The sequence below is a fragment of the Rhodanobacter sp. FDAARGOS 1247 genome (assembly GCF_016889805.1).
Taxonomy (GTDB): Bacteria; Pseudomonadota; Gammaproteobacteria; order Xanthomonadales; family Rhodanobacteraceae; genus Rhodanobacter.
Map to the genome: position 1 here is coordinate 1,150,935 of NZ_CP069535.1, position 22,889 is coordinate 1,173,823.

Consider the following 22,889-nt stretch of genomic DNA (forward strand, 5'->3'; position numbering starts at 1 on the left):
ACCTCCGGCCTGGATCGCCGCGCGTGAACGTGTCGTGGCAGCGGCGGCTGCATCGCTGCGCCCGCGCGTCGGGTTGGGTGGCCGGGATCGCGCTGATCCTGCTTGCCGTGGTGGCGGCGCTGGCGCAGCTGTTGCTGCCGCTGCTGGCGCGGCATCCGGAATGGGTGGCGGCGCAGCTCGGTACGCGGCTGCAGCGACCGGTGAGTTTCGATTCGATGGAAGGTCGCTGGACGCCGTCGGGCCCCGAGTTCGTGATGCACGGGGTGAAGATCGGCGCGGCGGCGGGCCAGGCCGGCGCCGTGCTGCAGTTGCCCGAGTCCGAGCTGAAATTCGATTTCGGCGGCTGGCTGTTGCCGTCGCGGCATCTGATCAACCTGCACGTGCGCGGCCTGCAGCTGGACCTGCTGCGCCAGGCCGATGGCTGGCATGTCAACGGCATCGGCGTGGCCGGCGGCGACCAGCGCCAGCCGCTGTCGCTGGGCCGGATGTCGGCCGACCTGTGGCTGGAGGACCTGCGCGTGTCGGTCACCGACGCGGTGCTGGACAAGCACTACACGCTGCTGTCCAAGCAGCTGCGGCTGAGTCACCAGGGCCACCAGTTGCGCTTTGGCGGCGTGCTGCGACGCGAGGGCGTCAACGCCGCCGTGCGCAGCGCCGGCCGCTTCCGCGAGGATGGCAGCGCCGGCCAGGTCTGGGTCAGCGTCGATGGCGCCGAACTGAAGCCCCTGCTGGACGGCATCGACATGGGCGGCTACGCGGTGCAGCAGGGCCACGGCAAGCTGAGCGCCTGGATGGACTGGCGGCAGGGCCAACTGACCCGCAGCCTGGTCCGTTTCGACCTGGACACGCTGGCCGTCAGCGCGCCCGGTGACGGCCAGGCCAGCGTCAGCGCCCTGCACGGGCTGGCCGGCGTGAACCAGACCGCTGATGGCTACGAACTGCGCTGGGCCGGCGACGACGGCAGCGTGCTGGCGATGAGCCTGCACCAGCCGGGCAGCGCCGGGTTCGCGGTAAACGCGGTCGCGCGCAAGTTGCAGCTGGCGCCGCTGCTGCCGTGGCTGGCGCTGAAGCCCGGGCTGGCGCCGGCGCTGTCGCAGTGGCTGGGCAAGGGCCGGCCGCATGGCGTGGTGGACCGGTTGCGCCTGCAGTGGAGTCGCCGCGCCGGCCTGCGCGCGCTCGAGCTCGCCTTTGCCGAGGTGGGCATCGAGGCGGTCGGCAAGCTGCCGGGAATCAGCCGTCTGGACGGCCAATTGCGGGGTGACGCCGAAGCGCTGTCGCTGACCCTGCCGAGCCAGCCCACCACGCTGAATCTGCCGCAGGCCTTCCACCAGCCGTTTGCGCTGTCCTCGCTGGGCGGCACGCTGGCGTTCTGGTCGCAGGATGGCCAGTCGCACATCGGCGTCGACGCACTGGACTTCGCCGGCGCCGGTTACGCAGGGCAAGCCCGGGGCGAGCTGGTGTTGCCGGCCGGGGGCGGCGCGCCGTTCCTGAATCTCTACGCCAGCCTGGACCACGCCGACGTGACCGCCGCACGCCAGTTCTGGCCGCTGTCGATGTCGCCCGGCACCGTCGAGTGGCTCGATCGCGGCCTGCTGTCGGGCCGGCTGGACGAGGCGCAGGTGCTGGTGCGCGGCGACCTGCACGACTGGCCGTTCCGCCACAACGAAGGGCGCTTCGAGGCGCGCGCGATGATCAGCGACCTGACCCTCGACTACGGCAAGGACTGGCCGCATGCCGAAGGCATCGACGCGGTGGCCAGCTTCATCAACGGCGGCATGCTGGTCGAGGCCAGTGGCGGCCATGCGCTGGGCGTCAAGGCCGAGCGCGCGGTGGCGCTGATCCCGGATTTCGGCGACCCGCTGCTCGACCTCAACGTGCAGGGCAGTGGCAGCGGCGCCAGCCTGATGGAGTTCGTGCGCAAGAGCCCGATCGGCAGCCGCGAAGCCGACACGCTGGCCAAGCTGAAGCTGGGCGGCAGCGGCAGCTTCGGCTTCCACCTGGTGCTGCCACTGAAAAGCGACGAGGGCACCACGCCGCAACTGGACGGGCTGGCCCGGCTGAAGGACGCCGACCTCAGCGCGCCGGAGTGGAACCTCCAGCTGGACAAGCTCAACGGCCCGCTGAAGTTCGACCTGCACGGCATGCAGGCCGGTCCGCTGGACGCCGGCTTCCGCGGCCAGCCATCGAAACTGCAGCTGGCCATCGCCGGCGCGAACAGCGATCCGGCCACCGTGCTGTCGGCGCAGTTGCAGGGCAACTACCGCGTCGACGAACTGGTGGCGGACTACCCGACGCTGGACTGGCTCGGCAAGCTGTCCGACGGCCGCAGCGCGTTCGACATCGGCTTCAGCATCGCCCATGTCGCCGGCAGCGACGCGCTGAGCCAGACCCTCAGCGTCGATTCGCCGCTGCAGGGCATCGCGCTGAACCTGCCCGCCCCGCTGCACAAGCCCGCCACGGACTACCTGCCGCTGCACCTGACGCTGAGCCTGCCGACCGCTGGCAGCGAGCTGCGCTTCGGCCTGGGCGACACCTTGCGCGGTTACCTGCGACTGGCCGACGGCGACCAGCATCCGCTGGCCGGCACCCTGGTGCTGGGCACGCAGATGCCGACCACGCTGCCCGATCGCGACCTGCGCATTCGCGGCCATGCCAGCCAGCTCGACGTCACCGGCTGGGTGCAGCACGTGGCGGCGGGCAGCGGCGGTGGCGGCCCGGGGCTGGAAAGCCTCGACATCAGCACCGACCAGGCCGAGTGGTTCGACAGCCGGCTGGGCCCGCTGAAGCTGCAGGCCAAGCCGCAGCCCGACCTGCTCAGCGTGGACGTGGACGGTCCGGCGATGGTCGGCAACTACAGCGTGCCCACGCGCGAACTGGACAAGCGCGGCGTCACCGCGCGACTGGCCCGCATGTACTGGCCCAAGAGCGCCACGCCGGAGACCACCGCCGGCAAGCACAAGGCCGCCGGCAAGACGGTGGCGGCCACTCCGGCGGCGCCCGCCGCGCCTGTCGTGCCGCCGCCCGACCCGGCCAATACCGGGGTCAATCCCGCCGCGCTGCCGCCGTTCCATGTCTGGGTGGGCGACCTGCGCCTGGGCGACGCGAAGCTCGGCGAGGCGCGGCTGGAATCCTGGCCCACCGCCGACGGCATGCACATCGAGCAGCTGCGTGCGCTGTCCAGCCGGGTGCAGATCAACGGCAGCGGCGACTGGAACGGCAACGCCAGCTCCAGTCACACCCACATGCGGATCAACTTCGCCGCCGAGGACCTGGGCGACATGCTGGGCGCGCTGGGTTTCGACGGACTGGTCAATGGCGGCAAGACCCGCGACCAGCTCGACGCGAGCTGGCCGGGTTCGCCCAGCGGGCTGTCGCTGGCCACCATGGACGGCACGCTCAGCATCCAGGTCAACGACGGCCGCATTCCCGAAGCCGCCTCGCCCGGCGTGGGTCGGTTGCTGGGACTGGTTTCGCTGGCCGAACTGCCGCGCCGGCTCACCCTGGATTTCGGCGACGTGTTCGGCAAGGGGCTGGCGTTCGACTCGATCAGCGGCGACTTCAGGCTCGCCGACGGCAACGCGACCACCGACAACCTGCGCATCGAGGGGCCGGCCGCGAACATCAGCGTGACCGGTCGCACCGGCCTGCGCAGCAAGGATTACGACCAGCAGATGCGGGTGGTGCCGCATGTCGGCAACAGCCTGCCGCTGGTCGGCGCGGTGGTGGGCGGCCCGATCGGCGCGGCCGCGGGCTTCGCCGTGCAGGGCCTGCTGGGCAAGGGCCTGAACCAGGCCGCCAGCGCCCGCTACAAGATCACCGGCAGCTGGGACGAGCCGGTGATCACCCTGGTCGAGAAGCACGGCGCCGCGGCGCCACCGCCCGCACCCCTGCTCAACGCGCCGGCCGGTCAGCCGGCGGCAGCGGGCAGCGCGATCGCGCCGCCGACCACGCCGCAGATCCTGCTGCCGCCCGCCGCCGCTGGCAGCGTCGCGGCGCCGGCGGCTTCTTCATCCGTGCAGCACTGAAGCGGCGGGCGGGGTTCAGGCCGCCGGATTGTCGTCGGTCTTGTTGCCCCGGAACGGAAACAGCTGCTGCTTCACGAAGCCGTCCGGCATGTAGTCACCGACCACGCCGTAGCGCTCGGGAAACTTGTTCTTCGACTTCACCGCGGTGCCGAACAGGTAGTCCAGGAACGCGTAGTGCGCCGCGTAATTCTTGTCGATCGCCTCGTCGTCCGAGGCGTGGTGCCAGTGGTGGAAATCCGGCGTCACCAGCAGGTACTTCAGCGGGCCCCACGGCAGGTGCACGTTGGCGTGGTTGAACACCGCCTGGAAGCCCACGATCAGGATGTAGCCGTTCATCGCCGCCTCGGAAAAACCGAGGATGTACAGCGGCGCCAGCACGCAGACGCGGGTGAAGATCAGCTCCAGCATGTGCTGGCGCGAGCCGGCTAGCCAGTCCATCGTCTTCACGCTGTGGTGCACCGCGTGGAAGCGCCACAGGAACGGCACCTCGTGATACGCGCGGTGCGTCCAGTATTGCGCCAGGTCCGCCACCAGCACGCACAGCAGCAGCTGCGGCACGAACGGGATGTCGCGCACGGTCTGCTGGAAGTGGCTGCTGACCAGCCAGCCGAACAGGTGGTGCAGCAGGAAGTTCACCGTCAGCAGCGCCAGCCCCACGATGAAATGGTTCACCGCGAAATGCTTCAGGTCGGTCTGCCACTCCTTGCGGAAAATCGCCTGGCCCTTGTACAGCGGGAACAGCTTCTCGATCACCACGAAGATCAGCGTCGAGCCCAGCAGGTCCAGGATGAACCAGTCCAGCCCGATGTACGGCGTGTGGTCGGGGAACTCGCCCACCGGCACGCGCGAACCGCCCAGCGCCACCGCCGCGATCACCAGCACGAAGGCCATGATGTTGAGGTTGCGCTGGCGATTGAGAATGACGTTGCCCAGCGACATCCCGCCGGCCACCAGCAGCCCCACCAGCAGCACCTGGCGCAGCACGTCCACCGAATACTTGTGGCGCAGGTCCGGCGTGGTCAGGTACTGCGGAAAGTGGAACGCCACCACCGCCAGCAGGCACAGGAAGCCCAGCGACAAGGCGATCACGCCGCTGATCTTGCCCAGCCCCGGCTTCAGCTCGCCGTCGCGATGCAGCAGCTCGCGGGTCTCGGCCACCGGTTGCACGGCCCGCTCGATGGCCTCGCGGGCCGCCTCACGTTTGGAATGTTCGCTCACGGGTGATCCTTCACTGATGGGCCGACTGGCGTTGCCGCATGGTAGTGGAAGACGGCGGCGCAGGCTTTAAAGCGCGGCGCCACAGCCCCATGTGGGATAGTTCCGGAACTACCGCAGACCGACCGCATCCCATGGATTCATTGATCGCCCTCGCCGAAAGCAAGCTGTTGTCCCCCGGCGGCATCGCCACCGGCGACCTCGACCGCGTGTTCGCCCAATTGATGGGCCCGTCCATCGACGCCGCCGACCTGTACTTCCAGCATTCGCGCAGCGAGTCGTGGACGCTGGAAGAGGGCATCGTCAAGGACGGCAGCCACTCGATCGAGCAGGGCGTGGGCGTGCGCGCGATGTCCGGCGAAAAGACCGGCTTCGCCTATTCCGACGAGATCGTGCTGCCGCAGTTGCTGGAAGCGTCGAAAGCCGCCCGCGCGATCGCCCACGACGGCAACGGCGCCGGCAAGCCGCTGGCCTTGCACAACGCGCGCGCGCTGTACCCGGCGATCGACCCGGTCGAGAGCCTGCCCAACCCCGACAAGATCGCCCTGCTGCGCGAAGTCGACGCGTATGCGCGCTCGCGCGATCCGCGCGTCAAGCAGGTCATCGTCAGCCTCGCCGCGACCATGGACACCATCCTGATCGCCGCCTCCGACGGCACCCTGGCCGCCGACGTGCGCCCGCTGGTGCGTATCAACGTGCAGGTCATCGCCGAAGCGAACGGCCGCCGCGAGCAGGGCTATTCCGGCGGCGGCGGCCGCTACGGCTACCGCGAACTGATCGAGAACGGCCGCGCACTCGCGTTCGCCGACGAAGCGGTGCGCCAGGCGCTGGTCAACCTCGATTCCGTCGACGCCCCCGCCGGCCAGATGACCGTGGTGCTCGGCCCCGGCTGGCCCGGCGTGCTGCTGCACGAGGCGATCGGCCACGGCCTGGAAGGCGACTTCAACCGCAAGGGCAGCTCCGCGTTCTCCGGCCGCATCGGCCAGCGCGTGGCGGCGAAAGGCGTCACCATCGTCGACGACGGCACCCTGGCCGGTCGCCGCGGCTCGCTGAGCATCGACGACGAAGGCACGCCCACCGAATGCACCACCCTGATCGAGGACGGCATCCTCAAGGGTTACATGCAGGACAAGCTCAACGCCCGCCTGATGGGCATGGCCCCCACCGGCAACGGCCGCCGCGAATCCTTCACCGCGCTGCCGATGCCGCGGATGACCAACACCTACATGCTGGCCGGCCAGCACGATCCGCAGGAAATCATCCGCTCGGTGAAAAAGGGCCTGTACGCGCCGAACTTCGGCGGCGGCCAGGTCGACATCACCAACGGCAAGTTCACCTTCTCCGCCTCCGAGGCGTACCTGATCGAGGACGGCCGCATCACTCGTCCCGTGAAGGGCGCGACGCTGATCGGTTCCGGGCCGGACGTGCTCAATCGGGTGTCGATGATCGGCAACGATCTGGCACTGGATGAAGGCGTAGGCGTGTGCGGCAAGGACGGGCAGAGTGTACCGGTGGGCGTGGGGCAGCCGACGCTGAAGATTGATTCGATGACTGTGGGTGGTACGGCGTCGTAACCGGCGCGGCGCCGTAGGAGCGCACCCTGTGCGCGATGTTCTTGCTTTGCCTGTGGCATTCAGAGCGAAAAGCTTTCGTCTGCCTGCGGCAGCCGAGCCACCTTTCTCTGCGTGGCCAGAGAAACGTGGCCCAAAGAGAGGCCACCCCGCTTCCGCGCTTTCCGGGCATCCTGCCCGGAAAGTCCGCGAGTCGGGGCCGGGCTTTTCGAACGGACATCCTGTCCGTGCGAAAAGGAGCCGACATCCCTGTCGGCTCCCGCTACGCGGCCTGTCGACCCCGCCTCGCCGCTACAGAGGGGCCCCGGGTAGAGCAGCGGGCCATCCCGGCCCGCACTCGGTGCGCAACCGCTGCGCGATTGCGAAAGCCAAGAGCTGAAGAGCTGAAGAGCTGCAGTGGGGGGAATGCTGGATGGCTGATCGTGGTGACGGATTCAAAGATTGATGAAGTAGATTTCCGATGTGCCGCACTCTGGGCACTCACGATAAAACTGGTTGCCAGCCTTTCGAAGACGTGGCTTATGGCCCGCTTGGCAGGTGAACTTGATCGCCGTATTGGCGCTGCATTTCGGGCATTGGAAGTAATATCCGTATTTGCCGTGTTGGATGCTGCCGTCCACGCCTTTGCAGTCCTTGCACCGCGGTCCTGCGTTGGAAGACAAAGTTACGGGTGTTGCAGCGATGGCGGTGCGATACGCCGTTGCCGATGGTTCGGCAACTTTGGAGGAAGGGGTGAGATTGGTCGAAGCAGCACTAGCCGACGCCATGGCTACGGTTGATGGCCGCGCCAACTTGGCAGGTCGATGCAGTCGAGCCAATTGCCTCGCCACATCACGCACCGTATCAGCCGAAACGATTTTCGCAGCTGTTTTCACGATGCCGATGAAGGCGTTCTCATTGTCGATGTCACGGGAGATTCGCGCGCGAAGCTGGTCAGCCTTGATCACGCGGCTGGCGTCGAATTTCTTCGGCCGATCAATGCGGGCGGTCGGCGAAACCAGCACGAGCGATTGAAAGCTCAACTGGATGCGCATGCCGAGCCTGGTGGGCAGGTCGATCTTGTTCATCGCGTCACGCAGCACGGCGATATGGCGATCATTCTGCTCCAGCGGCGATGGCATCCCTTCAAAGTTGCGTTTGAAGCTGTTCCAGCGCATGAATTCGCCGTCATCGGTGATCTTCACGCCATCGCGAAAGTGTTTTGTCTCCAGCACATAGCATTCCATCCAGCGATTGATCAGCAGATGGTCGATTTGCGCGACGCGATCGTTGAATTCGATCCGGAGGTCATGGATCACCGCCCAGTTGGCGGACGCCGCAAAATGAAAGTCGATCAGGTAAGCCGAGTCGCTCTCGCCCTTGACGCCCGCCTTGCGTATCGCAAGTTCCTTGGCAGCGTGCTTCGCCGTCTCGCCTCGGTTTGTCGCGGCCGTCCGCTCAAGCTGCGCCAAGGCTTCGCTTTGATCGTCAGCTTTCTTGATCAACATGAAGATTCACCTTCCCTGGCAGGTGCGGATTCGGGGGTGATGCGTTTGCGACGCGTCGTCTTTGGTTTGGCAAGGGTAGCAGCGAGATGAGCTGCGGGAAAACGAGGCAGTTCAGTTGTCGCAAGTCTGCTTTGGTTCGCGATGTATCGGTCGTGGAGTCTCCGGGCTATCGGTGAAATGTTCGCGTGCCTGCTCTGCCACGTCGGAGGCGGCTGGCGTTGCACTGAACAGACCGGGTTGCGGATTGGTGGAGTCTCGCTGCCATTCTTCGGGAGTTGCGCGATCATGCGGGTCGATGCGCAACTCGTCGCTGCATCCGTCAAGGAATGCCTCCCAGTCTTGCGTTGATTTCAGGGTGAACGATGCGGCAGAGCCGTGGATCAGTACGACGGCCTTGCCGGCGCGTATCAGACGCAACGCATTCAACACGGTGCCGGGATTCTTGCCGTCCCAGATCATCAGGCCGAAGTCGGCCGCCGCAGCCATCTCGCGATCCTTGGCGGCATAGAACTGGAATCCCCTGGCCGACTTGGGCGGCGCGACCGGATGCAGGTCCCACTGCCCGAGATTGTTACGTGGTCGATCGCCGGAGCATTACACGGTGACCTTGCGATAGCCCGCACTGCGGCGTGGTCACCGTTTATCGGGACTGCCCTCAGCAAGGAGGTCACATCTGCGCGCAGATGCTTCGGCTCCGCTCTGGCTGTTGCCTTTAGGCTTCATCATCGAGTGCGGGCCACGATGGCCCGCTGCTCTACCCGGGGCCCCTCTGCAGCGGCGGGCGGGTGGAGGGTCAGCCCGCAGGGTGCCTGACATGGATGTCAGGCAGTTTGGCGTCAGGGCAGGATGCCCTGTCGACAAACCCCGTAACCCGCACGCGAACCTCGCAGGCAGGATGCCTGCGAGGCGCGGAAGCGGGGTGGCCTCTCTTTGGGCCACGTTTCTCTGGCCACACAGAGAAAGGTGGCTCGGCTGCCGTAGGCAGACGAAAGCTTTTGCTCTGATGCACAGGGACAGGCAAAGCGTCAGGCGCAACAGCAAGTGCGATGACCGGCTTCGCTGTTTTAAAGCTCTTCCGGCCTTCGCCCGAGCATGGGTTGGGTGGCCTTCGCCGTGGGCCACGTTCTCAGGCTACACAGGGCCCTGACTCAATATGCCGCGGTCACGGCCGCGCGGTCGCGCGCGCATCGGCTAACGCTGCGACTTGGCCGGACGCCGCGTGACTTCGAACTGGATGAAGTCTTCTTTCTGGAAGTCGGGTTGCTGCAGATAGCTGAAGACGATCTTCGTGTCGGGTGCGGCTTCGGGGCTGTCGATGACCATGGTGCCGGACCAGCGCTCGATGTCGCTTCCACTGGTGGAACCGACGATCTTCTGTTGCTGCAGGCAACTGCTGGCGTCGTTGATGTTGATCGCCATGAATTCCCGGGAGGTATTGGCGATCAGCCAGCCACAGAAGGCGTGATCCGCCTCGTCGTCGGTGTCATGGTGGCAATCCATCTGGAAGTCGAGCGGGAACGCTCCCTTCGTGCTCAGTCTTATCGTATGCGTCGAACCAATAGGTAACGATGCGGCGTACGTGTAGAGGTGCTTGCAGATGTCCTGCTCAGCAGCAGGCGGTACGGTCGCGCAAGCTGCGCAGAGCAGGCATAGCCCCACTGCGCAGAGTATTTTCACGCAGCGGTGTCGTCGGATGTATCCGTCTGCGCCAGATCCTTCAACAACTGAAAGATCTCCCGGTACGCCTTCGGCGGCTTGTTCGGCGTGTCCTTCTCGACGCGCGCCTGCCGCACCAGCGACCGCAGATGCTGGCGATCCACCTGCGGATGCTCGGCGATCAGTTCGGACAGGGCGGTTTCGTCCTCGGCGATCAGTCGATCGCGCATGGACTCCAGCCGATGCATCGCGGCGGTTTCCTGGCGCTGCTTCTCGCGGTTCTCGCCGAGCTCGGCGCGCACCGCGGCGAAGTCGTCGTCGTCGTAGCGGCGCATCACCTTGGCCAGGAAGGCGAGCTGGCGCTTCTTCGCGCCGTGCGAACTGATGCGGCGGGTGACATCGATTTCGTGGCGCACGTCGTCGGGCAGGGGCAGCTTGGCCAGGCGGCTGGGCGGCAGGTCGACCAGTTGCTGGGCCAGCGCCAGCACCGCCAGCGCATCGCGACGCTGCTGGGTGCGGCTGGGGCCGTAGTCCGCTTCTTCTTCGAGTTCGTACTGGTTGCGGCTGCGGCTCGGGCTCACGGTGTCATTCCAGGATGGGGTGGGTCAGCGCTGCGGGTCTTCGCGGTCCGCCACGCTTGCGGTGTGGTCGTCCGCCGGCGTGGTCTCGGCCTGCTCCAGCGCGAAGCGGGGCAGTGGCTCGCCATCCAGTTCGACGGTTTCGCAGAACATCGTCGCCGGGCGCACCCACAGGCCGAAGTCGCCGTAGAGCGCCTGGTAGACCACCAGCGGCTCCATCGTTTCGCTGTGCTGCGCGGTGCCCAGCACGCGGTAGCGCTGACCCTTGTAGTGACGATAAATGCCGGCGGCAGGTTGCATGGACGTGCTCCGCAGCTCTTTCAATCCGCGCCCGCGCCCCCAATTCGGGAGCCGGCGGTCGCGAACCGCTTATTCTACCCGCCTAATCTCCAGGAATGCCCAACGTGAGCGAAGTTGCCCTCAGCCAGACGCCGGATCGCAGTGAACAGGACATGGAGCGACTGGCCGATCTTGCCGCTGACGTGATCCGCCGCGCGCGCGCCGCGGGCGCCAGCCAGGCCGAGGTGGCGGCCAGCATCAGCAGCGGGCTCAACGTGAACGTGCGGCTGGGCGAGGTGGAGACGGTCGAGCACACCCGCGACCGCGGCTTCGGGCTGACCGTGTATTTCGGCCAGCGCAAGGGTTCGGCCAGCACCGCCGACCTCAACCCCGATTCGATCCAGGCCACGCTCGACCAGGCCTGCGCGATCGCCCGCTACACCGAGGAAGATCCCGCCGCGGGGCTGGCCGATGCGGCGCGCATGGCCACCTCATTCCCGGACCTGGACCTGTGGCATCCGTGGAGCATCGACACCGCGCAGGCGATCGAGCTGGGCATCGCGATCGAGGATGCCGGCCGCGCCCACCCGGGCATCAGCAATTCCGACGGCGCCAGCGTGCAGGCTGGCGAGGGCTTGTCGGTGTATGCGAATTCGCACGGCTTCGTGGGGCGCGAGCGCGGCACCCGGCATTCGCTGTCGCTGGCGCTGATCGCCGGCGACGACGACGGCATGCAGCGCGATTACTGGTACGACAGCGTGCGTGCCGCCGGCGATTTCATGACTGCGCAGGCGCTGGGCGACCAGGCGGCCGAACGCACCCTGGCGCGGCTGGGTGCGCGCAGCCTGTCGACGCGGCAATGCCCGGTGCTGTTCGTGCCGGAGCTGGCGCGCGGACTGATCGGCCATCTGCTGAATGCGGTCAGCGGCGGCGCGCTGTATCGGCAGGCCAGTTTCCTGCTCGACCATGTCGGCAAGCCGGTGATGCCGGCGTGGCTCGACATCAACGAGCGGCCGCATCTTGCGCGTGGCCAGGGTTCGGCGAACTTCGACGCCGAGGGCGTGGCCACCGTCGACAGTGCGCTGGTGGAAAAGGGCGTATTGGCGCGCTACATGCTGAGCAGCTATTCGGCGCGCAAGCTGGGCCTGTCCTCGACCGGCAACGCCGGCGGCATCCACAACCTGGTGGTGGACGCGGGCGCGGCCGACGGCGAGCGATCCGATTTCGACGGCATGCTGGCGCGACTGGGCACCGGCCTGCTGCTGACCGAGGTGATGGGGCAGGGCGTGTCCACCGTCACCGGTGACTATTCGCGGGGCGCCTCGGGCTTCTGGGTCGAAAACGGCAAGATCGCCTACCCGGTGGAAGGCATCACGATTGCCGCCAACCTGCGCGACATGTTCAACGGCATCGTGGCCGTGGGCAGCGACGTGGACATCCGCTCGCACCTGCTCACCGGCTCGATCCTGCTCGACCGCATGACCGTCGCCGGCGAATAGGCATTGACTCCCTCCCCTGCGCGCAGGGGAGGGTTGGGGTGGGGTCGCTCGTGATCTCGGCTTCGTCGCCAGCCTGCGCAACCCCCTCCCAACCTCCCCCTGCACGCAGGGGGAGGAGCGAAGCCGCTCGTCTCCCTCCCCTGCATGCAGGGGAGGGTTGGGGTGGGGTCGCTCTGCCTGTCTTTCGCAGATTCCTGCGGCAAAGCAGCTCCAGCCTTGCTAGCATCGGTGCAACCGGCAAGCGGCCGGCGACCTTTTGACGTAGAAGGAGATGCGCATGAGCGTTCAACCCGAATCCGTGATTCCGCCCCCGCCGAGCGAACCGCCGATGGCCGGTGCCCCTTCCGCCGACGAGCGCCAGTGGGCGATGTTCTCGCACCTGTCCGCGCTGATCGGCCTGATCATCCCGTTCGGCAGCATCGTCGGGCCGCTGGTGATCTGGCTGATCAAGAAGGACACCATGCCGTTCGTCAACGATCAGGGCAAGGAAGCACTGAACTTCAACATCACCGTGGCGATCGCCGCCATCGTGGGCTGGATCCTGTGCTTCATCCTGATCGGTTTCCTGGTGCTGGCCGTGGTGTTCGTGGCCTGGCTGGTGCTGGTGATCATCGGCACGATCAAGGCCAACGAAGGCACGGCGTACCGTTATCCGTTCACGCTGCGGCTGGTGAGTTGAACCTGCGGCAGGCATGAGGAAAGGGCGGCGCAAGCCGCCCTTTTTTGTGGCCGGTCACTTCCAGCCGTTGATGAAACCGGTGATGACCAGGGCGTTGGTGAAGTCGATCAGGAACGCGCCCACGATCGGCGCGACCAGGAAGGCGCGCGTCGCCGGGCCGTAACGCTCGGTCAGCGAACTCATCACCGCCATCGCGTTGGCGGTGGTGCCCAGCATGAAGCCGATGAAGCCGCTGGCCATCACCGCCGCGTCGTAGTCGCGGCCCATCAGTTGCAGCAGCGGCCAGCAGCAGAACGCCACCACGATCAGCGACTGCACGCCGAGGTTGACCAGCAGCGGCAGCGCCAGCCCGCTGAGTTCCCACAGGTGCAGGTCCATCAGCGCCATCACCAGGAACAGCGACAGGCAGGTGTTGCCGATGACGTCGATGGTCGGCATCGACAGGCCGAACCAGCCGTGGCGGTCGTCGATGTTGCGGATCAGCGCGCCGACCAGCATGGCGCCGATGTAGGCCGGCAGGGTCAGCCCGAGCTGGCCCAGGCCGCCGCTGATCCATGCGCCCAGTCCCATCGCGAGCAGCAGCCAGACGAAGTTGCGCAGCCCCGAATAGGCGGCCTCCTCGACCCGCGGCGCGCCGGCGGGAGGCTCGTCGGCCAGCGTCACGGCGACTGCGCTGGCCGCGCGAGGCGCGCCAGTCGGCGTGCGCAGTTTCAGCCGCTCGATCAGCATCGTCGCCACCGGCGCGCCGATCACCGAACCCAGCACGATGCCGGCCATGGCGTTGGCCAGCGCCACGCTGGCCGCGCCATGGACGCCAGCCTCGGCGAACACCGGGGCAAACGCCATGCCGGTGGCCGGGCCGCCGGTGAGCGTCACCGAGCCGGTGATCACGCCGAACAGCGGCGGCAGGCCGAAGGCGGTCGCCAGGCCGATGCCGACCAGGTTCTGCACCACCGCCAGGCCGCTGGCCAGGCCCAGGAACAGCAGCAGCTGGCGCCCGCCGATCCTGAGCAGGGACGTGCTGGCGTTGAAGCCGATCGCGGTGAAGAACGCGATCATCAGCGGCTGCTTGAAGGTGGTGTCGAAGCGCACCGGGGTCACCTCCCACTGGCGGCAGGCCAGCAGGGCCAGCGCCACCAGCAGGCCGCCGATCACCGGCGCCGGGATGCTGAAGCGCGCCAGCAGCGGCACGCGCTTGCGGATCGCATAGCCGACCAGCAGGAACAGGCCGCCGCAGGCCAGGCTCTGGATCGCGTCGAGGTTCAGCATGGCGTGCTCCCCGGTCCCGGCCGCGGCATCGTCAGCCGCCCCAGAACGCGGGCGCGGGCGGCAGCAGGAAACCGTCGTGCAGGCTCACGCCGTCGGCGTAGTCGTCCTGCAGCCAGAGCGGGCCATCCAGGTCGATGAACTCCGCCTCGCGGGCGATTTCCAGTGCCGGGGTGATGCCCAGCGACGAACACACCATGCAACCCACCATGATCTTGAATCCGTCGGCACGCGCGGCGCGCAGCAGTCGCCAAGCCTCGGTGAGTCCGCCGGTCTTGTCCAGCTTGATGTTGACCGCCTGGTAGCGGCCGCGCAGTCGCGGCAGGTCGGCGGTGACGTGGCAGGCTTCGTCGGCGCAGATCGGGATGCGGCTGTGGAAACCCAGCAGGGCCTCGTCCGCATCGGCGGGCAGCGGCTGTTCCAGCAGTTCCACGCCGGCGCGTTCCAGCAGCGGCTGCAGGTCGCGCAGGATGTCGATGGTCCAGCTTTCGTTGGGATCGACGATGAGGTGCGCACGGGGCGCGGCCTGCCGCACGGCCTCGATCCGCGCGGCCGGGTCGTCGGCGTCCACCTTGATCTTGATCAGCCCGGCGTCGGCGATGCGCGCGGCCGCCTCGCCCATGCGCGCGGGCGTGTCGATGCTGAGGGTGATCGCGCTGCGCAGGGTGGCGCGTGGCGGCCGTCCCAGCTGCACCCACACCGGCACCGAGCTCAGTTGCGAATCGAGGTCCCACATCGCCGCGTCCAGCGCGTTGCGCGCCGCGCCGGGCGGCAGCCGCAGCTGCAGTTCGTCGCGGCCCATGCCGGCGGCCAGCTCGGCCCGCAGCGACTCGATCTCGTCGAGGACCGAGGCCATCGATTCGCCGTAGCGCGCATACGGCACCGATTCGCCGCGTCCGGTCCGTCCCGCCTGGTGCAGCTCCACCGTGACCACGTCGGCGGCGTACTTCACGCCGCGCGCGATGCGGAAGGGCGCCACCAGCGGGAAGCTGCGCTCGCTGATGGTCAGTTCGCGAAGCATGCGAGCAGCTGGTCCACGATCGCTTCGACACCCATGGTCACCGGGTCCTGGCAGGGCAGCTGGAGCAGGTCGCTGATGCGCTTGCAGGCGTCGGCGGCTTCGCCTGCCGCCATGCCGGAGGTATTCAGCGCGACGCCCACCGGCTTCACCGCCGGATTGGTGAGGCGCGCGGCGACCAGGTTCGCCTCCAGGCACGGCTTCAGCTCGGGCAGCGGGTAGTCGGGCAGGCCGCGCATGTGGCGACGGGTGGGTTCGTGGCACAGCACCAGGGCGTCGGGCTGCGAGCCGTGCAGCAGGCCCAGCGACACGCCCGCGTAGGAGGGATGGAACAGCGAGCCCTGGCCTTCGATGAGGTCCCAGCCGCCATCGTGGCGCGCCGGCGAGATCCACTCCGCGCCCCCGGAGATGAAGTCCGCGACCACCGCATCGATCGGCACGCCGGCGCCGGCGACGAAGATGCCGGTCTGGCCGGTGGCGCGGAAGTCCGCCAGCAGGCCGCGCTGGCGCATCGCGCGTTCCAGCGCCAGCGTGGTGTACATCTTGCCCACCGAACAATCCGTGCCCACGGTGAGCAGGCGCCGGCCTGCCCGCGGCCGGCCGTTGCCGACCGGGATGCCGGGCGCGGGATCGCGGGCGTCGAACAGCACCCGGCCGTTGCGCTGCGCCGCGGCCACGATGTCGGGGTTCTCGCGCAGCTTGTGGTGCAGGCCGGCGACCACGTTGAGGCCGGTGTCGAGCGCCTCGATGGCGGCGGCCACGATCTCCGGCGCCATCGTGCCGCCCGCGTTCGCGGTGCCGATCAGCATGGTGTTCGCGCCGAGGTCCTTCGCCTCGGCCATGCTCATGTCGGGCAGGTCCAGCGTGGGCTTGCAGTCGGGATGGCGCAGCTGGCCCACGCACCATTCCGGGCGCCAGTAGGCCACGCCTCTGGCCGTCTTGATGGCCAGGTCATCGGCCGCGTTGCCCAGGTACAGCAGGTACGGCGGACGCCATTGCGCGGAAGGCTTCGCATCGCCTTGGGTGGACATGAAAGAGGACTCCAGGTGGCGGCGGCGCCGTCGATCAGGGGGAAGTGGAAGGAGGCGGAAGATCGGGCACGTGAAACCTGGCTGGGCAACCGCCAGCAGCTCGCGGTGTCGCAACCGGCCTTGCGGCCGGCTGCCTCAATGGGCGGTTTCGACCTTGCCCAGGCCGTTGGGATTGCGCGGGTCGCTGGCGGCGGTTTTGGTGTTGCTGGTCTTGTCCCACACCACCACGTTCATGTTGCCCCAGGTCTCGGTGTCGTTGATCTCGTAGCCCATCGCCTTCAGCTTGGCCAGCACGTCGGCGGGGATGTCGCTGCCCTTTTCGATGTCGATGCGGTCGGGCAGGAACTGGTGGTGGATGCGTTTCTGCGCGGTGATCTGGCCCGCGTCCTTGCCGTCGACGAAGGCGAGGATCGCCTCGAACACCTGGGTGATGATGGTGGAGCCGCCGGGCGAGCCGATCACCGCGAGGCGGTCCTTGCCGACCACGATGCTGGGCGACATCGACGACAGCATGCGCTTGCCGCCGACCGGCGCGTTGGCGCTGCCGCCGATCAGGCCGAACGCGTTGGGCTGGCCCGAGACCAGGGCGAAGTCGTCCATCTCGTTGTTGAGCAGGATGCCGGTCTTGCCCGCCACGAAGCTGGAACCCAGGGTCGTGTTCACCGTGGCGGTCATCGAGACCATGTTGCCGTCCTTGTCGATGATCGAGTAGTGCGTGGTGTGCATGCCGGGGCTCTTCGCATGCACCGACGGCAGCCACGCCGACTTGGTCGCCTGCTCGGGCAGGATGCTCTGGCGCAGGCCGTCCGCGTAGTAGGGCGACAGCAGCATGTCCAGCGGCATCTTCACGAAGTCGGGATCGCCGAGGTATTCGTTGTGGTCGCGGAACGCGCGGCGCATCGCCTCCACCAGGTAATGGATGCGGTGTGCTTCATCCATGCTCTTGAGGTCGAGCGGGGCGAGGATGTTGAGCATCTCGGCGATCGCCACGCCGCCGGAGGAGGGCGGCGGCGCGGTGATCACCTTGTAGCCGGCGTACTGCAGCTCGATCGGCTGGCGTTCCTTCGCGCGATAGTTCGCCAGGTCGACGAGTGTCCAGGTGCCGCCGGCGGCGCGCACCGACTTCACCAGTTCCTTCGCCACCGCGCCCTTGTAGAAACCGTCCGCGCCGTTGGCGGCCAGCGCCTTCAGCGTGCGCGCCTGGTTCGGATCGCGGAACAGGTCCGCTTCGCCGGGCGCCTTGCCGCCGGGCATGAACTTGCCCGAGGAGGCGGGGTAACGGCGCAGCACCTCGGCCTTGCGGGCGATCGAACGAACCAGCGAACCGCTGGGGTGGAAGCCCTGCTCGGCGATCCGGATCGCCGGACTCAGCGACACCGACAGCGGCAACTTGCCGTACTTGTCCGACATGTAGGCGACGCCGGCGGGGAAACCGGGGATGCCGGCGGCCAGCGGGCCATTCAGCGAGGTGTCGCGGTTGGGCGTGCCGTCCGCCTTCAGGTAATCCTTCTCGCTGACCGCCTGCGGCGCCATCTCGCGCGCGTCGATGAAGGTGTCTTTGCCGGTGGCCGCGTCGTGGATCACGGCGAGGAAGCCGCCGCCCATGCCGGACGCTTCCGGCTGCACCACCGACAGCGTGCTGCCCACCGCGATCGCCGCGTCCACCGCGTTGCCGCCGCGCGCCAGCACTTCGAAGCCGGCTTCGGTGGCCAGCGCGTTGGCGCTGGCGATGGCGGCGGTCTTCGACGCCGTGGTCGTCGATGTCGCGGCGTCCTGCGCGTGGGCCAGCACGCCGAAGCTGCCGAGCGCCAGCGCCAGCAGGGTGCGACGCCAGCGCGGTGTGCTGCGCACCGTGGTGCGGCAGGCCATTCCGGCAGCGCTGCGCAGCGTGTGTTGTTCGCTCATTCGTTCACTCTCCACGATGGGGTTCGAGCATAGTCACGGGGGGTTGCGTGCCACCAATGAAAAGACGCTTGCGTTGCATAACTGATGGTTGTGGCATGCCGGCGACGGCGGCTGGCGCAGGACGTCGGCGAAGGTCCCGGCCTGCGCCGGGACCTTCGCCGCGCCGGGTTTGCCTACCAGTGGTACTGCACCTTGCCGTACACGTACGCCCCCTGGAAGCCGAACGGCGAACTGGAGGAATACGGGAAGGCGCCGTTCTGGTCGTCGTCTTCGGGCACCTTCTTCGGGTAGGTGTTGAGCACGTTGTCGCTGCCTACGGTGAACGTCCAGCGGTCGTGGTTGTAGCTCGCCGCCAGGTCGAGCAGCCACTTGTGCGGGTAGACGGTGTCGTCGAGGTAGCTGGTCGAGCCGTACGAGGTGATCCGGCCGTAGCGGGTCAGCGTGCCGTTGAAGGCCCAGTTGCCGAGGCTGTAGGTCTCGTTGAGAATCAGCTTGCTGCGCGGCGCGGTGTCGGCCAGCAGGCCCTTGATCGCGCTGCGGTTGAGGCGCTGGAAGATCACGCCCAGCGAATCGAGCACGGCCGGGTTCGGCTTGACGTCGGTGACCTTGTTCTTGTGGTAGCCGTAGCTGAGCGTCGACATCAGGCTGCCGTTGTCGCCGAAGTCGCTGCGGTAGCTGGCTACCACGTCGGCGCCCTGGGTACGCACGGTGCCGGCGTTGGTGAAGTAGGACAGGCCGCTGTACTGCAGGTTGGTGACGCCGTTGGCAGCCAGGTAGGCCACCACCGAAGGCGTCGACAGCGAGAGCGAACTGGACAGCGCGATGCGGTTGGTGACGGTGATCTGGTAGACGTCGAGCGACAGGTTCAGTGCGTTGGTGGGATTCCACACCATGCCGGCGGTGAAGTTGCGCGACTTCTCCGCCTTCAGCGGCTCGCTGCCCAGCAGCCGCGCGAGCGGGTTGTCCACCGGCACCAGGCCGCGCAGGTAGATGCCCGGCGGCAGGCCCAGCGAATTGCCGGTGCCGTAGGCGGCCGAGGTGGTTTCCGAATAATGCTGCTGGCCCAGCCCCGGTGCACGGAAACCGGTCGACGCGCTGCCGCGCAGGGCGAACGAGTCGGTGAAGTCGAAGCGGCCGGACAGGGCGGCCGACGTGGTGGTGCCGAAGTCCGAATAGTCCTCGTGGCGCAAGGCGGCGGAGAAACCGAAGCGGTCGGTGAGGTTGCCTTCCAGCTGCAGGTATTCGGCAACGTCGTGGCGCGCCACCGAGATCGCGTCCTGCGGGCCCCAGCCGGCAAAGCCCTGTGCGCCGCCGCGCACGCCGGAGGTGCCCACATAGTACGAGCCGAAGTCGCCGGCCTCCACGTCGTAGCTCTGCCGCAGGTATTGCGTGCCGAAGGACAGCGTCAGCGGATTGGGCAGCCAGCCGAACGCGATCTCCTTCGAGATGTCGATGTCGAAGGTCTGCTGCTTGGCGGTGAGGATGCCGTCGTGGAAGCTGGTCGGGCTGCTGCCGAAGTCGTTGAGCATCGCGTAGTTGGTGCTGTTGCGCGTGCTGTAGGAGACGCGGTTGCCGCCGTAGTTGCCGCTGACGTCCCAGCGCCAGCCGTTCCAGGTGCCGCGCAGGCCGGCGACCAGCGAGGTGTCCATCGAGTCGCCATGCTCGCGCGGCAGGAAGCCGTCCGGATAGACCAGGCCGATCAGCGGGTTGTTCGGGTAGGCGGTGTTGCTGCCGTAGCGGTAGAAGCCGCGCGGTTCGCCCACGCGGCGGCCGTAGTGGCCGAACGCGTAGAACTGCACGCCGGGCGTGATGTCGTACTGCGTGTTGAGGAACAGGTTCTTGTTCTTGAACGACACCGTGCCGAAGTGGAACTTCACGCCGAGCTGGGCCAGGCCGGGGCGGCGGTCGACACCGGCGCGGTTGCTCGGGCTCTGGTTGCTGTCTTCGGCGGTGATGCGCAGCCAGCCGCTGTCGCCGCCCAGCGGAATGCCGAAGTTCGCCGCGCCCTGCCACTGGCGGCCATCGCCGGCGGAGAACTGGCCGCCGCTGAGCTGCACGTCGCCGCCCTTGGCGCCCTTCTTCAGGATGATGTTGACCACGCCGGACAGCGCGTCGGAACCGTATTGCGCGGAGGCGCCGTCACGCAGCACCTCGATGTGATCGATGGCCGACAGCGGGATCGTGTTGAGGTCGATGCCCTGCGAGCCCTGGCCGATCTGGCCCAGGCTCAGCACCAGCGCGCCGGGATGCCAGCGCTTGCCGTCCACCAGCACCAGCACCTGATCCGGCGACAGGCCGCGCAGCTCGAACGGACGCTGGAACGCGAACGTGTCGGAGGCGGGCGCGAACGGGAAATTCAGCGAGGGGATGGCGCGCTCGAGCGCCTGGGTCAGGTCGATCGTGCCGGTCTGCTTCAGCACGTCGGCGGAGATCACGTCGATCGGCGTCAGCGACGAGCTTTCCGTACGGTTGCCGGCGCGGGTGCCGGTTACCACCACCGGTCCCAGGTTCTTCGCCCTGGCCGGCGTGGCGGCGGGTGTCTGGCCTTGCGCGTCGGCTGGCGGATTGGCCTCCTGTGCCGTGGCGGCGTTGGCGAGGACGAGCAGGATCGCGGCAGACAGCAGGGTCGGAACGATCCGACCGGTACGCTTGTTCATGAACATTCTCCCCGGATGTTTTGCAGCAACATGATGCGGCCGGCCGCGGCGGCGGTACCGCCCGGCGGGTCGGCGACGACTTCGAAGCGAATCGTTGACTTGCTGCATCGTGAATCGGGGCGGCCCCTTCCGCCCCGCGTGTGCTGCCGCCGGCTTGGGTGCATGCCGCGTCGGCGTGTCGCCGCCGCGCGGACTGACCCTGCATCTGATCGAGGCGTGCTCCGGTCGGACATCCACTCTCCCCCTCACGACACGGATCGAGGATAGTCACAGCCCCGCGCCAGCCTCCAATGAAAAGACCGGCACCAGGCATAACCAAAGGTTGTGGGTGTGGCTGGCGCCGGAGCGCCGCGCCGGGGCGCCTCAGGCCTGGCCCAGCATCTGCTGGGCCAGTTGGCGGACGAGGCCGAGGAAGCGCTTCTGCAGCGGGTTCAGCGGACTGTCCAGCCGATAGAGTGCGTAGAGCACCACGTCCAGCTGCAGTTTCAGCGGACGCGTCTGCACGGTCTTCCCGCCGCCCCACGACGCGGTGAACGGATCGACCAGGGCCAGGCCCTCGCCTTGCGCGACGAGCGAATACGCCAGCTGGTAGGTCTGCACCCAGACCGCGGTGCGCGGTGCCGGTACCACCTGGCTCAGGTGGCCTTGCAGCATGCGGCCCAATGCATCGTGCACCGCGATGCCGACCATCGGCTGGTCGGCCAGCGCGGTGACCGACAGCGGCTGCGCCAGTTCCTCCGGCGACCACCAGTCGGGCGGAGCGATGACCATGATGTGGCCGCGGCACAGCGGCTCCTGGTGCAGGCCCTGGTGGCCGGCGTGCTGCAGGGTGAGCCCGATGTCCGCTTCGTGGAGCATCAGCGATTCGCACATCTCCGCCGAGTGCTGGGTGAACAGTTCGGCAGTGGTGTTGGGAAAGGACTTGCGCAGCAGGGTGGTCGCGTCGGGTACCAGCGCATGCGCCAGGGTCGGCGTGCAGGTCACCCGCAGCGGCGAGCTTTCAGGGTCGCCGATGTTCGCGGTGAGGCGCTGCAGGTCGTGCAGATCCTGGATGATCTTGTCGACGCGGTGGCGCAGCAGCAGAGCCTCCTGGGTCGGCTGCAGGCGCCCGCGCACCCGGCTGAACAGGGCGAAGCCCAGTTGCTGCTCGGCATGCTGCAGCGCCTTGCTGGCGGCAGGCTGCGAGATGTTCAGCAGGTCCGCCGCCCCGGTCAGGCTGCCGGTGGTCAGCACCGCATGGAACACTTCGATGTGGCGCAGACGCATCGGTTGACGACCCCTTGCCGCGATGGCGACAGTGTCCGAGTGCAGCATAGGAACTGCCGGGTAGCAAGTTTCTGCGCGGCGCCGGGGAACGCCGGCGAACGGGTTCAGCGCGTCGCCGGGCAGAGCGGTGCGAGGCGCGTGCAGGCGGGCGGTCGCCAAGCCAGGCCGCTCCCGGCTCGCGGTGCGTCAGGCTCGCAATTGCAGGCGCAACTTGCGCAGCAATCGTGCAAGTTCGGTCCGTTCGGCCGCGCTCAGGCCCGAGACGACCTGGCTGGCCTGCCTGAAGCGCACGCCGATCGCCTGATCGATCAGCTTGATCCCCCTGGCCGTGAGCGCCGCTGCCAGTGAGCGGCGATCGCTGGCCTCCAGGTTGCGCACGATCAGCCCGCGCGTTTCCAGGCGATTGAGGCAGGCTGTCATGGCGCCGGAAGTGAGCAGCACCGACTTTCTGAGCGTGGTCGGGGTCAGCCGGTACGGCGCCCCTGAACGCCTGAGCGTGGCCAGGACATCGAGCTCGGTGTAGCTGATCCCGCTCTCGTGCAGGTATTCGCCGGCGCCGGTTTCCAGCAGGCGGCCCAGGTGCAGGATGCGTCCGACCACCGCCATCGCCGACGCATCCAGATCCGGCCGCTCGCGACGCCAGTCCAGTAGCAGCAGGTCGACGACATCGTGCTCGACGGGAGCGGCTCCCCTGGCGGACTTCGTGGGCATGCGGCAATCATACTTGATGTGAAGTATCTTGACGTAAAGATATTTC

The 22,889-nt window shown here is 67.7% G+C and carries 17 protein-coding genes; 4 read left to right on the forward strand and 13 right to left on the reverse strand.

Annotated features, from left to right (window positions below; all coding sequences use genetic code 11):
• The first annotated feature begins 23 nt into the window (after nucleotides 1-23).
• Nucleotides 24-4,025, forward strand: coding sequence for a YhdP family protein (locus I6J77_RS05075; RefSeq protein WP_204110792.1), 4,002 nt, complete (start codon nucleotides 24-26; stop codon nucleotides 4,023-4,025).
• Nucleotides 4,026-4,040: 15 nt separating this feature from the next.
• Here I6J77_RS05075 and I6J77_RS05080 read toward each other — a convergent pair whose 3' ends face one another.
• Entirely contained in the window at nucleotides 4,041-5,243 is a 1,203-nt protein-coding gene (locus tag I6J77_RS05080) for a sterol desaturase family protein (protein WP_204110793.1), read from the reverse strand.
• A gap of 131 nt (nucleotides 5,244-5,374) precedes the next feature.
• On the opposite strand from I6J77_RS05080, the gene tldD reads away from it, so the two are divergent.
• The gene (gene tldD / locus I6J77_RS05085; protein WP_204110794.1) at nucleotides 5,375-6,814 is read left to right on the forward strand and encodes a metalloprotease TldD; all 1,440 of its coding nucleotides are present in this window, start codon (nucleotides 5,375-5,377) and stop codon (nucleotides 6,812-6,814) included.
• 431 nt (nucleotides 6,815-7,245) lie between these two features.
• Here the strand turns inward: tldD and I6J77_RS05090 are convergent, their stop codons facing one another.
• From I6J77_RS05090 to I6J77_RS05110, 5 genes are all read right to left on the reverse strand, one after another.
• Entirely contained in the window at nucleotides 7,246-8,298 is a 1,053-nt protein-coding gene (locus I6J77_RS05090) for a nuclease-related domain-containing protein (RefSeq protein ID WP_204110795.1), read from the reverse strand.
• 111 nt (nucleotides 8,299-8,409) lie between these two features.
• Nucleotides 8,410-8,784, reverse strand: coding sequence for a hypothetical protein (locus tag I6J77_RS05095; RefSeq protein WP_239309196.1), 375 nt, complete (start codon nucleotides 8,782-8,784; stop codon nucleotides 8,410-8,412).
• 705 nt (nucleotides 8,785-9,489) lie between these two features.
• Nucleotides 9,490-9,798, reverse strand: coding sequence for a hypothetical protein (locus tag I6J77_RS05100; protein ID WP_204110796.1), 309 nt, complete (start codon nucleotides 9,796-9,798; stop codon nucleotides 9,490-9,492).
• Nucleotides 9,799-9,971: 173 nt separating this feature from the next.
• Nucleotides 9,972-10,535, reverse strand: a complete 564-nt coding sequence (gene yjgA, locus I6J77_RS05105; RefSeq protein ID WP_204110797.1) for a ribosome biogenesis factor YjgA — start codon at nucleotides 10,533-10,535, stop codon at nucleotides 9,972-9,974.
• Nucleotides 10,536-10,559: 24 nt separating this feature from the next.
• Nucleotides 10,560-10,832 carry a DUF1653 domain-containing protein gene (locus I6J77_RS05110; RefSeq protein ID WP_007810699.1) on the reverse strand — a complete coding sequence of 91 codons (273 nt, stop codon included), beginning with the start codon at nucleotides 10,830-10,832 and terminating at the stop codon, nucleotides 10,560-10,562.
• Nucleotides 10,833-10,936: 104 nt separating this feature from the next.
• On the opposite strand from I6J77_RS05110, the gene pmbA reads away from it, so the two are divergent.
• Together pmbA and I6J77_RS05120 are read left to right on the forward strand one after the other, a co-directional pair.
• Entirely contained in the window at nucleotides 10,937-12,310 is a 1,374-nt protein-coding gene (pmbA, locus tag I6J77_RS05115; protein ID WP_204110798.1) for a metalloprotease PmbA, read from the forward strand.
• Between the two features lie 277 nt (nucleotides 12,311-12,587).
• Complete coding sequence (locus I6J77_RS05120; RefSeq protein WP_204110799.1) at nucleotides 12,588-12,989, forward strand: DUF4870 domain-containing protein; 402 nt, start codon at nucleotides 12,588-12,590, stop codon at nucleotides 12,987-12,989.
• A 54-nt stretch (nucleotides 12,990-13,043) separates the two neighbouring features.
• On the opposite strand, the gene gltS is transcribed toward I6J77_RS05120, so the two are convergent.
• The 7 genes from gltS to I6J77_RS05155 all read right to left on the reverse strand — a co-directional run bounded on the left by gltS (nucleotide 13,044) and on the right by I6J77_RS05155 (nucleotide 22,843).
• Nucleotides 13,044-14,258 carry a sodium/glutamate symporter gene (gltS, locus tag I6J77_RS05125; RefSeq protein ID WP_204110800.1) on the reverse strand — a complete coding sequence of 405 codons (1,215 nt, stop codon included), beginning with the start codon at nucleotides 14,256-14,258 and terminating at the stop codon, nucleotides 13,044-13,046.
• A 31-nt stretch (nucleotides 14,259-14,289) separates the two neighbouring features.
• Nucleotides 14,290-15,276, reverse strand: coding sequence for an N-acetyl-D-Glu racemase DgcA (gene dgcA, locus I6J77_RS05130; protein WP_204110801.1), 987 nt, complete (start codon nucleotides 15,274-15,276; stop codon nucleotides 14,290-14,292).
• The gene (gene dgcN, locus I6J77_RS05135; RefSeq protein ID WP_007804418.1) at nucleotides 15,261-16,304 is read right to left on the reverse strand and encodes an N-acetyltransferase DgcN; all 1,044 of its coding nucleotides are present in this window, start codon (nucleotides 16,302-16,304) and stop codon (nucleotides 15,261-15,263) included. Before dgcN ends, dgcA begins: the two co-directional genes overlap by 16 nt.
• A gap of 135 nt (nucleotides 16,305-16,439) precedes the next feature.
• On the reverse strand, nucleotides 16,440-18,209 hold the full coding sequence (ggt, locus tag I6J77_RS05140; RefSeq protein WP_204110802.1) for a gamma-glutamyltransferase: 1,770 nt from the start codon (nucleotides 18,207-18,209) through the stop codon (nucleotides 16,440-16,442).
• Between the two features lie 173 nt (nucleotides 18,210-18,382).
• Entirely contained in the window at nucleotides 18,383-20,866 is a 2,484-nt protein-coding gene (locus I6J77_RS05145) for a TonB-dependent siderophore receptor (RefSeq protein WP_204110803.1), read from the reverse strand.
• Between the two features lie 363 nt (nucleotides 20,867-21,229).
• Nucleotides 21,230-22,132 carry a LysR family transcriptional regulator gene (locus I6J77_RS05150; protein WP_204110804.1) on the reverse strand — a complete coding sequence of 301 codons (903 nt, stop codon included), beginning with the start codon at nucleotides 22,130-22,132 and terminating at the stop codon, nucleotides 21,230-21,232.
• 186 nt (nucleotides 22,133-22,318) lie between these two features.
• Nucleotides 22,319-22,843, reverse strand: coding sequence for a MarR family winged helix-turn-helix transcriptional regulator (locus tag I6J77_RS05155; RefSeq protein ID WP_204110805.1), 525 nt, complete (start codon nucleotides 22,841-22,843; stop codon nucleotides 22,319-22,321).
• Nucleotides 22,844-22,889: the final 46 nt, after the last annotated feature.